The sequence below is a fragment of the Mesorhizobium sp. P3_A8 genome (assembly GCF_056402995.1).
Genome location: NZ_JBFUGI010000030.1, coordinates 1 through 12,106, shown reverse-complemented (window position 1 = coordinate 12,106; position 12,106 = coordinate 1). Strand labels below are relative to the sequence as shown.

Annotated in this window: 6 protein-coding genes and 1 pseudogene; 3 read left to right on the top strand and 4 right to left on the bottom strand. The window is 63.4% G+C overall.

Features of this window, described 5'->3' with window-relative positions:
* The 3 genes and pseudogenes from AC1DX4_RS34825 to AC1DX4_RS34815 all read left to right on the top strand — a co-directional run.
* Positions 1-110, top strand: a pseudogene (locus AC1DX4_RS34825) (IS5/IS1182 family transposase); the annotation flags it as partial.
* Between the two features lie 257 nt (positions 111-367).
* The gene (locus AC1DX4_RS34820; protein WP_477224646.1) at positions 368-2,737 is read left to right on the top strand and encodes a DUF1989 domain-containing protein; all 2,370 of its coding nucleotides are present in this window, start codon (positions 368-370) and stop codon (positions 2,735-2,737) included.
* A 254-nt stretch (positions 2,738-2,991) separates the two neighbouring features.
* Positions 2,992-4,701, top strand: a complete 1,710-nt coding sequence (locus AC1DX4_RS34815; RefSeq protein ID WP_477224645.1) for an APC family permease — start codon at positions 2,992-2,994, stop codon at positions 4,699-4,701.
* A gap of 63 nt (positions 4,702-4,764) precedes the next feature.
* Here AC1DX4_RS34815 and AC1DX4_RS34810 read toward each other — a convergent pair whose 3' ends face one another.
* From AC1DX4_RS34810 to AC1DX4_RS34795, 4 genes are all read right to left on the bottom strand, one after another.
* A complete protein-coding gene (locus AC1DX4_RS34810) occupies positions 4,765-6,120 on the bottom strand; it encodes an LLM class flavin-dependent oxidoreductase (RefSeq protein ID WP_477224644.1) in 1,356 nt (451 codons plus the stop codon).
* 189 nt (positions 6,121-6,309) lie between these two features.
* Positions 6,310-9,450 (bottom strand): efflux RND transporter permease subunit, encoded by a 3,141-nt coding sequence (locus tag AC1DX4_RS34805; protein ID WP_477224643.1) that lies wholly within the window; start codon positions 9,448-9,450, stop codon positions 6,310-6,312.
* A 243-nt stretch (positions 9,451-9,693) separates the two neighbouring features.
* The gene (locus tag AC1DX4_RS34800; protein ID WP_477224642.1) at positions 9,694-10,836 is read right to left on the bottom strand and encodes an efflux RND transporter periplasmic adaptor subunit; all 1,143 of its coding nucleotides are present in this window, start codon (positions 10,834-10,836) and stop codon (positions 9,694-9,696) included.
* Between the two features lie 48 nt (positions 10,837-10,884).
* Positions 10,885-11,490 (bottom strand): TetR/AcrR family transcriptional regulator, encoded by a 606-nt coding sequence (locus tag AC1DX4_RS34795; protein ID WP_477224641.1) that lies wholly within the window; start codon positions 11,488-11,490, stop codon positions 10,885-10,887.
* Positions 11,491-12,106 lie beyond the last annotated feature (616 nt).

The window sequence follows — 12,106 nt, the reverse complement described above, 5'->3', positions numbered from 1 at the left end:
GCATGAAGCTGACCACGATCCGCTATGTCGGGCTGGCCAAAGCCACTGCCCAGGTGACGTTAGCGGCGATTGCCTTCAACATGCGCCGATGGGCCGCCATCACAGGATAGGTGCGCCCGCAGTCCGGCCCCACGAGGCCGAACCGCCGCCCGAAACTCCAAACCAGACACAAGAACTCACGAATACGGGCGACATTCCCGCAATCCCGCTCTCATCCGCGCTCTGCTGCAATTACACAACAGGCCCACAGGGGGAGAAGGGGGAGCTTGCATCACCTTCGCCTTGCCAAACCCAACCGCGCTGCTATTCTTGCTGCTAAAATAATTTCACACACAGGCAAACTTGTTTCTCGAACCGCAAGGCTGAGATGAGCCAGTCGCCCTACCCCACAGTGACAGCCGGACCGCCGCGCCCGAGCCTCATCCTGAGGCCCGGCCAGATCGCGCTGCCGCCGGGCATGGAGCGTTACACGATCCAGGGCAATGGTGCGGTGCTGATCGAGGTCGAGGCCGGCGACACCTTCACCGTGCGCAACGTCGAGGGCGGCCAGGCGTGCGAACTGCTGGCCTGGGACATCGCAGGCACCACCGATCCCGGCATCTTAGGCGAGAAGTCCAACAGCAATGCCGCCGGCATCAAGGCTTTGTTGACCGAGGCCGATGACGGTATCGGCGCGTTGCGGCGCGGCATTGCGCGCCGGCAGGTGCAGCTCGACCAGGCCAAGGCTGTGCGCGTGTTCGGCGCCACCACGCCTGCCGGCACGGAACAGGCTTTCACCATCACACGCGACGGCTCGATGATCATAGCCGCGCCCGGCGGGCCGATGCTGGTCGATGGCCATGACACGGCGACACCGCTCACCGTCATCGTGCGTCGCGCCACGGTGCGCCTGAAATCGAAGTCGCAATTGGCCGATCCGCTCGCCGATCCGGTGCTCGACCTGCGCGTTCATTCGGCGACGGCTGAATCCTATTTCGTCAAGGCCGGCGACTATCTGCAGATCATCGATGTCGACGGGCGCCAGTGCACCGACTTCCAGTGCTTTTCCGCGCGCAAGCTGGACAAGGGCCTCGACCATCCGCTCGACGTGACGACGACCCGAACACTGATGGGCGCAAGCTACCCGATGCCTGGCCTGCATTCGAAATATTACGACCAGGACATGGAGCCGCTGGTCGAAGTCGTGCAGGACACGTGCGGCCGGCACGATGCCTTCGCGCTCGCCTGTGCCGCCAAATATTACGACGACATCGGCTATCCCGGCCACACCAACTGCTCGGAGAATTTCAACGGCGCGCTGGCCGGCAAGGGTGTCAATCCTCGCGCCGGCTGGATGGCGATCAACTTCTTCTTCAATACCGCGATCGACGCGCATGGCGTCATGGTCTCCGACGAGCCATGGTCGCGCGCCGGCGACTATGTGCTGCTCAGGGCGCTGACCGACATCGTCTGTGTCTCCTCCGCTTGCCCTGACGATACGACCCCGGCCAATGGCTGGGACCTGACCGACATCCATGTGCGGACCTATTCCGGCCAGCACAAATTCTCGCGAGCGATCGCGAGACGCATGACGCCCGATTCGGAACCGAAAATGACCCGCGAGACCTCCTTCCATTCGTCCTTCGCCAAGCACACCCGCAACTTCTCGGAATACAGGGGCTACTGGCTGGCCAATTCCTTCGCCAAGGAGGGCCCCATCGCCGAATACTGGGCCTGCCGCCAGGACGCCGTGATCATGGACCTGTCGCCGCTGCGCAAGTTCGAGGTGACCGGCCCGGATTCCGAAGCGCTGCTGCAATACACGCTGACCCGCGACGTCAAAAAACTCGGCGTCGGCCAGATCGTCTATTCCGCCATGTGTTACGAGCATGGCGGCATGATCGACGACGGCACGCTGCTCAGGCTCGGCAAGGACAATTTCCGCTGGGTTGGCGGCGACGATCTGTCCGGCGAATGGCTGCGCGAGACCGCGAAGAAGCTTGGGCTCAACGTGCTGGTGCGCTCGTCGACCGACCAGATGCACAATGTCGCCGTGCAGGGGCCGAAGAGCCGCGATATCCTGAGAGAGGTGATCTGGACCTCGCCGCTGCAGCCCTCGATCGATGAGCTCGAATGGTTCCGTTTCGCCGTCGCCCGCATCGGCGGCGGCAATGGCATTCCGGTGGTCGTCTCGCGCACCGGCTATACCGGCGAACTCGGCTACGAGATCTGGTGCCACCCGCGCGACGCGGAAAAGGTGTTCGACGCCATCTGGGAGGCCGGCCAGCCGCATGGGCTGAAGCCGATGGGCCTGCAGGCGCTCGACATGGTGCGCATCGAGGCCGGGCTGATCTTCGCCGGTTACGAATTTTCCGACCAGACCGACCCGTTCGAGGCGGGCATCGGCTTCACCGTGCCGCTGAAGAGCAAGACCGATGATTTCATCGGCCGCGAGGCGCTGATCCGGCGCAAGGAGAACCCGCAGAACAAACTGGTCGGGCTCGACATCGACAGCAATGTCGCCGTCGGCCATGGCGATTGCGTCCATGTCGGCCGCGCCCAGATCGGCGTCGTCACGTCAGGCATGCGTTCACCGGTGCTGAACAAGAACATCGCGCTGGCGCGGCTCGACGTCACCCACGCCGCCATCGGCACGGAGGTCGAGATCGGCAAGCTCGACGGCCATGCCAAGAGGCTGCCGGCGCGAGTCGTCGCCTTCGCCCATTACGATCCGCAGAAGACCAGACCGCGCTCCTGAGCACTGCCTTCCGGACAGGCAGAACCGCTCATCAGCAGCGCTTTGAGGCGTATTGTTGCGTGCGCGCGCGAGCGTGATGTGCACGGTTTCACAAAACGCTTGACGTCAAAGCGCGCCGGATCAATCTTCACTCTTAAGAAAAAAATACGACTGAGTGGAAACACCGGAGTCGTTCGGTCATGTGCCGGGGAGCAAGCTTCGCAAAGCCGAGGCATCGCCGGCGGGGAACACTGAAAAAAGGGGAAGTTACTGACATGAGCACTATAAGCACGGCCCTGGAGCAGCCTGCCGAAAGCAAGCTGCACAGGAATATCGACTGGCGTGGCGCCTTCTGGGTCGCAAGCGGCGTTCCGGCGCTGGTCCTGTTCTCGATCGGCGGCATTGCCGGTACGACCGGCACACTGGCCTTCGCGATCTGGATCGCCTCCATGATCATGGGCTTCCTACAATCCTTCACCTATGCGGAGATCGCCGGCCTGTTCCCGAACAAGTCGGGCGGCGCCTCGATCTATGGCGCCACCGCCTGGCTGCGCTATTCCAAGTTCATCGCGCCGCTGTCGGTGTGGTGCAACTGGTTCGCCTGGTCGCCGGTGCTATCGCTCGGCTGTTCGATCGCCGCCGCCTATATCCTCAACGCGCTGGCGCCAGTGCCGCTGTTCACCGAGACCTCGGCCGATGTCGTCGCCTATATCGCGGCGCATGCCGGAACGGCGCCCGCCGACGCGATTGCCGCGGTGACGACAGCCGCAACGCCGGCAATCCGCAACTGGACGCTTTACAGCCACACGCTGGGTCCGGTCTCCTTCACGCTGAACGCGACCTTCTTCATCGGCGCCGTGCTGATGCTGATCATCTTCTCGATCCAGCATCGCGGCATCCTCGGCACCGCCAATGTGCAGAAGTACATAGGCCTGCTGGTCATCATCCCGATGCTCATCGTCGGCGTCGTGCCGATCGTCACCGGCCAGATCAACTGGGCGAATTTCTCGCCGCTGGTGCCGCTGGCCGCCGCCTATGCGCCCGAGCCGGGCGCCTGGAACATCGCCGGCTGGACGCTGGTGCTCGGCGGCATGTTCATTGCCGCCTGGTCGACCTACGGCTTTGAAACCGCCGTCTGCTACACATCCGAGTTCAAGAACCCGGGCACCGACACTTTCAAGGCCATCTTTTATTCCGGCCTGCTCTGCATGCTCTTGTTCATCCTGGTGCCCTTCACCTTTCAGGGCGTGCTGGGCCTCAACGGCATGCTGGCGACACCGATCGTCGACGGCTCCGGCGTTGCAGACGCTCTGGCCGGCATGGTCGGTGGGGGCGCGCTGATCCACAGCCTGCTGGTGATGCTGATGATCCTGGCGCTGGTGCTGTGCATCATGACCGCCATGGCCGGTTCCTCGCGCACGCTCTATCAGGGTTCCGTGGATGGCTGGCTGCCGCGCTACCTCAGCCATGTCAACGAGCATGGCGCGCCGACGCGGGCGATGTGGACCGATCTCGTCTTCAACCTGATCGTTCTGGCGATCGCCTCGGCTGACGCGACGAGCTTCTTCTTCATCCTCGCCGTGTCGAACTGCGGCTACATCATCTTCAACTTCCTCAACCTCAATGCCGGCTGGATCCACCGCATCGACAACGGCCATATCGCGCGGCCCTGGAAGGCGCCGAGCTGGCTGCTCGGCATCGGGGCGATCTTCGCCTATGTCAACGCCATCTTCATGGGCGCCGGCGCCAAGGTGTGGAACCCGATGGCGCTGTGGGCCGGACTGATCACCGCTGCGCTGATCATCCCGGTGTTCTGCTTCCGCCACTACATCCAGGACAAGGGTAAGTTCCCCGACCACATGCTGGCCGATCTCGGCATGACGGGAGCCGACCTCGCGGTCAAGAAAGCCGGAATGCTGCCTTACTTGACGCTGGTCGCCGGCGTGGCGGTGATGCTGATCGCCAACTGGTACTTCGTCATCTGACATCGCCAACCGATAAAAACGGGCGCGCTTCGGCGCGCCAGTTTCTTTTTTTGCGCCAAGACGTCAGCCGGCTTTGCGGATAGCCGCTTCGGAGCCTTCGAAGAACCGGTTGGGAGGCCGCTTCAGGCCGAGATTCTCGCGCAAGGTCGTTCCCTCATACTCACGCCGGAAGAGCCCTCGCCGCTGCAGTTCCGGCACCACCTTCTCGGCAAAATCGTCGAGCCCGGCGGGTAGATAGGGAAACATGATGTTGAAGCCGTCGGATCCCTCAGTCACCAGCCACTCCTCCATCTCGTCGGCAATGGTTTGCGGCGTGCCGACGAAGGCAAGGCCGGAATAGCCGCCCAGTCGCTGGGCAAGCTGGCGCACCGTCAGGTTTTCATTCCGGGCCAGCTCGATGACGCGCTCGCGGCTGCTCTTCGAGGCATTGGTCTCCGGTATGTCCGGCAAGGCAGCGTCGGGATCAAAAGCCGACGCGTCATGGCCGAGTGCTATCGACAGCGAGGCAATGCCGCTCTCGTAATAGACCAGGCTGTCGAGCTTCGCCCGCTTGGCCCGCGCTTCCTCGACGCTGTCGCCAACGATGACGAAAGCACCGGGCAGGATCTTGATGTCGTCGCGCGAGCGGCCGAGTTTTTGCGCCCGGCCTTTGACGTCGGCAAAGAAGCGTTGGCCGGCGGCAAGATCACCATGGGCGGCGAAAATCACCTCGGCCGTCTCGGCGGCCAGTTGGCGCCCCGCCTCCGAAGCGCCGGCCTGGACGATGACCGGCCAGCCCTGCACCGGGCGCGCGATGTTGAGCGGCCCGCGCACGGCGAGGTGCTCGCCCTTGTGGTCAAGCACATGCAGTTTGGCCGGATCGAAATAGAGCCCGCTTTCGGCGTCACGGATGAAGGCATCGTCGGCGAAACTGTCCCACAGGCCGGTGACGACATCGTAGAATTCTCGCGCCTTGTGGTAGCGCTCGTCATGCTCGACATGTTCGTCCAGCCCGAAATTGAGCGCCGCATCTGGATTGGACGTGGTGACGATGTTCCAGCCGGCGCGGCCGCCGCTGATGTGGTCGAGCGACGCGAAGCGGCGGGCTATATGATAGGGCGCGTCGAAGGTGGTCGATGCGGTGGCGACCAGGCCGATATGGTCGGTGACGGCGGCCAACGCCGACAGCAGCGTGAAAGGCTCGAACGAAGTCACCGTGTGGCTGCGCCGCAGCGCCTCGATCGGCATGTTGAGCACGGCCAGATGGTCGGCCATGAAGAAAGCGTCGAACTTCGCCGCCTCCAGCGTCTGGGCGAAGCGCTTCAGATGCGCGAAGTTGAAGTTGGCGTCGGGATAGGCGCCGGGATAGCGCCAGGCGCCGGTGTGCAAGCTGACCGGGCGCATGAAGGCGCCGAGCCGCAATTGCCGTTTTTCTGCCATGGGAAGACACCCTGATGAGGACGAGCGTTGCCGCTCCGGTATAGCGCAGGATGGGACCGCTTTGCGGTCCTGGGAAGGAATTCTGTTTTGCAGAATCCGCTCCGGGGAGCATTTTCGTCGGCGTGACGGACCAACCGTCACACGGCATCATCCGCCATCGCCGACGGCGGATGATGCGATAAGACCGCTCTATTCCGCGGCCAAGGCCAGTTGCGGCCGCTCGGCGGGCAGCTCCGGCTCGGACGCCTGTGCGGCATTCCCTACCTTCTTCGGTTCGCGGCCGAAGAACAGGGCGTAGCCGGCCGGAAGGACGAGAATGGTCAGCACGGTGGCTACCATGATGCCGCCCATCATGGCGTAGGCGAGCGGGCCCCAGAACACGGCGCGCGAGATCGGGATCAGCGCCAGCACCGCCGTCATCGCCGTCAGCACGATCGGCCGGAAACGGCGGACAGCCGAGCCGATGATCGCTTCGGAGCGTTCCATGCCTCTCGCAATGTCCTGGTCGATCTGGTCGACCAGGATGATCGAGTTGCGCATGATGATGCCGAGCAGCGCGATGACGCCGAGGATGGCGACGAAGCCGAACGGCGCGCCGCTGATCAGAAGGGCCGCGGCAGCGCCGATGATGCCGAGCGGACCGGTGGCCAGCACCAGCATCGCCTTGCCGAAGTTCTGCAGCTGGATCATCAAGAGCACGACGATGATGGCCAGCATGATCGGCGCCTTGGCAGCGATGGAAGCCTGGCTTTCAGCCGAATCCTCGGCACCGCCCTGGATCTCGATCTTGTAGCCGGGCGCCAGGCCGTCGCGCAGACCCTGCATGTCCTTGTACATCTTGGTGACGACGTCATTGGACTGCACGCCGTCGGGCAGCGTGGCGCGCACGCTGATGGTCGGCAGGCGGTCACGGCGCCACTCGATGCCTTGATCGAGCACGGGAACCACCTTGGCCACCTGCGACAGCGGCACGAAGCCGCCGAAATCGGTCGGGATATAGACCGAATCGACCGAGGACAGCAGGCTGCGGCTGGCATCCGGCTCGCGAGCGACGATGGAGACCGTCTCCTCGCCGTCGCGGAAGTCGTCGAGCGGCGCACCGGACATCGATGCCTGCAGCATCTGGCGGATGCGCTGCGAGGTGACGCCGAGCGCACGGGCACGATCCTGGTCGATAACCAGCTTCATTGCCGGGACGGGTTCGAGCCAGTCGTCATGGACCGCGCCTAGCAGCGGATCCTCACGGAACTTCTCCTTCACCTGGTCGGCGATGCGGCGCACCTCCTGGCGATCCGGACCCATGACGCGCATCTGCACCGGCCAGCCGGTCGGCGGGCCGAGGAACAGGCGGTCGACCTTGCCGCGGATCGAGGGGAAGTCTTCGGCCAGAACCGTGCGCAGCTTGACGATCAGCCGCTCGCGCGCCGGCTCGTCATTGGCCATCACCAGCATCTGGGCGAAGTTCGGGTTGGCGAGCTGCTGGTCGAGCGGCAGGAAGAAGCGCGGCGCGCCTTCGCCAATATAGGTGGCGATGAAGCGCTTGTCCTTGTCGTCCATCATCTTGGCTTCGAGCGCCTTGGCCTGCACCTCGACCTCCTTGATGCTGGTGCCTTCCGGCAGCCAGAGGTCGACGAGGATTTCCGGCCGCGACGATTGCGGGAAGAAGTTCTGCGGGATGAACTGGAACGCCCACAGGCTGGTACCGAAGGTTACCAGCGTCATGACCAGAACGATGATGCGGTGGCGCACCGCCCAGCCAACGGTCGAGCGAAGCCCGCGGTAGAAGCGCGTATCGAAGGCATCGTGATGGCTGCCGGCGTGCTTGCGCTGCTTGAGGATCATGTTGCCGAGCCACGGCGTGAAATAGACGGCGACGAACCACGACACGATCAGTGCGATGCCAACGACATAAAACAGCGTGCGCACATATTCGCCGGCGGTGGAAGCGGCAAAGCCGACCGGGATGAAGCCGGCGGTGGTGACCAGCGTGCCGGTCAGCATCGGGAAAGCAGTCGATGTATAGGCGAAGCTCGCCGCTTCGACCTTGACCAGCCCCTCCTCCAGCTTGCGCTCCATCATCTCGACGACGATCATGGCGTCGTCGACAAGCAGGCCGAGCGCGATGATCAGGGCGCCCAGCGAAATGCGCTGCAGGTCGATGCCGAGCTCGTACATGATGGCGAAGGTGGCTGCCAGAACCAGCGGAATGGCGATGGCGATGACCAGGCCCGAACGCCAGCCGATCGACAGGAACGAGACGACAAGCACGATCAGCAGCGCCTCGCCGAGCGCATGCATGAATTCAGCCACTGCATCCGTGACGACGCCCGGCTGATCGGAAATCTGGTCGACGGACACGCCATAGGGCAGCGCCTCCTCGAAGCGCTTGTAGGTCGCCTCGACATCCTTGCCGACATCGGTGACTTTAAAACCCTTGGCCATGACGACGCCAAGCTGCACGCTGTCATGGCCGTTGAAACGGTATTTGCGCTGGAAGGGATCTTCGAGCCCGGATGTCACGGTGGCGATGTCGCCAAGCCGGGTGACCTGTCCGCCGGCGCGCAGGCGCAATTCCCTGATGTCGGCGGCCTTGGTGACGTCGCCTTCGACGGAGATGCGCACCGAATTGACGCCGGTGTCGACGGACCCGGCCGGATCGACATTGTTCTGGCCCTTGATCGCGTTCTGCAGGTCGGTCAGCGTCAGGCCGCGCTCGGCCAGCGCCTTGGACGAAACATCGATATAAAGTTTTTCTGGCTGGTCGCCGATGATGACGGCCTTCTCGACGCCTGATGTCGTCAACAGCATGTCACGGGCCTGGATGGCGAACTTCTTCAGCTCGGGGTAGGAGAAGCCGTCGCCGCTGATCGAATGCAGCGTAATGAAGGTGTCGCCGAACTCGTCGTTGAAATAGGGGCCGAGCAGGCCTTGCGGCAGGTCACCTGAGATGTCGCCGACCTTCTTGCGCACCTGATAGAAGGCGTCCGTCACCTCGGCGGCGTTGGTGTCGCCCTTGATCTGCACGGTGATGATGGCGCTGCCGGCGCGGGTGAAGGAGCGCACGAAGTCTAGATGCGGCGTTTCCTGCAGCTTGCGCTCGATCTTGTTTACGACCTGGTCTTCCATCTCCTTGATCGAGGAGCCCGGCCAGATCGCCTGCACGACCATGACCCGGAAGGTGAAGTCAGGGTCTTCCTTCTGGCCCATGCGCATCAGGCCGAGCGCACCGGCGATGATGATCAGCCCGAACAGGAAGCGCGCGATGGAGGGGTGGCCGATCGCCCAGCGCGACAGATTGAAAGGCCGCTTTTCTTCAGTGGAGGTCGTCATGGATGCTGGTCCACTTTGCTTGGTTACCGGCGCCTGGTGCTTCGAAGAAGCGCGGCGCGCGAAACGAAATCATCTGCCTTCGATCTGGCTTCCGGGCGGCGAGGCTTTCCAAGTGGAGAGACACTCATCGCGGTGGGACGCTAGGATCGATGCGGGGGGACATCGGCCTTGACGTCTCGACCTTCGGGCGCACGCCGCCCGGAAACCTGCGGCCGCGGCAATGCGCGGCCAACCTGTGTGTCGTCAGCGCAGCTGGCTGGCGTCTTCGCCCTCGGCGGAGGCGGATTGCTGCGCCACGCCGCCGGCGAGTTTCACTTTCAGATTCTCGGTCATGAACTGTGTGCCGGCGGCGACCACGATGTCGCCGGGCTTCAATCCTTCGGTGACACGCACGCCGTCGGCGGCGAACTCGGCGACCTTGACCGGGCGGGCATGAACGGTGTCGGCGCCACGATCGACTGTCCAGACGATCGACTGGCTGTCTTTCTCGGCCAACGCACTCAGCGGGATCGAAACCAGCTGCTTTTCGTTGGCCGCCGAGGCCTCGATATTGGCGGTCATGCCGAGCAGCACGCGCGGATCGTTGGGCAGGCTGACACGGACGGCAAAGGTTCGCGACTGGGTATCGGCGCTGCCGGCGACCTCGCGGACCTTGCCGTCGAGCGTCAGCGTGTTGTCGGACCAGAAGCCGGCCTTGACTGATTTGCCCGGCTTGAATTCGGCGATCTCCATTTCCGGCACCGCGATCAGCACTTCCTTTTCACCGTCGACCGCGACGGTGACCACCGGCGTGCCGGAGCCGACCACTTGGCCGACATCGGCGTTGACCGCGGTGACGATGCCGTCCCTGTCGGCCTTGAGGTCGGTATAGCCGACCTGGTTCTTGGCCTGGTCAAGCGACGAGCGGGCGGAGTCGCGTGTGGCGACCGCCTGGTCATAGGTCAGCGTTGCCTGTTCGAGCTGCGACTTTGGCGAAAAATTCTTGGCAAAAAGCTGCTCGGCGCGCTTGCGGGCAAGCTCTGTCGTCTCGACCTGCCGTTCGGCGGCATCGAGGGTGGCCTGCGCGCTCTTGACCGAGAGGTCGTAGTCGGTGGGATCGATGCGGGCGAGCAAATCGCCCGGCGCCACGTGCTGGCCGATGTCGACCAGGCGCTCGGTGATCTTGCCGTTGACCCGGAAAGCCAGGGCGCTTTCGGTACGGGCCCGCACCGAACCGGAATAGGAGAGCATGCGGGTGTCGTGCGCCTGGGCGATCTCGACGACCTTGACCGGGCGGATGATATCCTTGACTTCGGCTTTTTCCTGGCTGCAGCCGGCCAGAGCGAGCGCCGCGACGATCAACCCCGCGACCGGCAACCGGCGGATGATGGAATGGGACAAAGACATCGTGGTACTCCCGACTGGAGGCGGACTGGCGACACCGGTGACCGGCGGCTATTTCAAGGCTCTGATGGCGTAGTCGATAAGTTCGTCGGGCATTGCCCGGTTGGTCTTGGCAAGGCACTGCGCCACCATCTGCGGGTGGCAGAGAATGACGGTGGCGGCGCCGAAGCAGCGCGAGGCGGCTTCCGGATCCTGCTGCCTGAACTCACCGGTCTCGACGCCCTCGCGGATCACTTCGGCGAACAGGTCGTGGATACTGTTGACGTGCGCGTCGATGACAGCCCAGTCGCGCTCAAGCGCGACGATGACCATCTCATGGACCTTCTGCTCGTCGAGCATGGTCTCGAGCGTCATCTTGTACTGGGCGTGAATGTAGCGCCGCAGCCGCTCCTCGGCGCTGATCGGCAGATGCATGATCTCGTAAGCCATCTTGTAGCTGGCGCCGAGCATGCGGCCGCAAACCGCCTGGTGGATTTCGACCTTGGAGGCGAAGAAACGGTAGATGTTGGCCGGCGACATGCCGAGGTCGCGGGCAATGTCGGCGACATTGGTCTTGCCGTAGCCATAGTGCCGGAACAGCCGTTCGGCGCAGTCGAGAATGCGCGTCACATTCTCCTGCCTGGCGGCGTCGGCGACTATGTTGGCGGCTTCGGACATGGCTCTTTCGTTTGACAAGTGACGAATTTCGATTTTCGTCAGTCGTAAATTGAAGAAAGCGGGATGTCAACGTGAAATCGACGTACGCGTACAAGTTAGTGACAGATGGTGACAATGAGTGGGTATGACAACCGGCGCTCGCGATTGGGGGCGCGCCTCTCATGAGTTCGTCATCCCTGAGCGAAGCAAGGAGCGAAGCGACGCGGCGCAGACCCTGGGATCCATGCCGCGACGCCCGCTAAAGAGTGTGACGGATCAATAGTTTACACTCGTCAGCGAGGGAGCCATTCCCGACCGTTGGGAGCACGCCCGCAAGGTCGCGGCATGGATCCCAGGGTTTCCGCGACGTCGCTTCGCGACTGCTCCACCCTAGGATTGTTTGAGAAGGATCGGGTAGTTTGGCGGCCGGGACTGCGGCCCATCACAGCCAGCAGTCCCGGCGGCAGGCGACCGCCCTTAGGACCGGGTAACACCCGACGTCATCATGGTCCCTGCCGTCTTTGTCCGCCATCGCTTGGAGAGTTGATTGGCCGCTGGCTTGCGCCACGCCCGCAAACAATCCGAAGCCTTAGAAGGATACCACCAGCATGGCCTTCTTGCATCAACAACCGCAAAT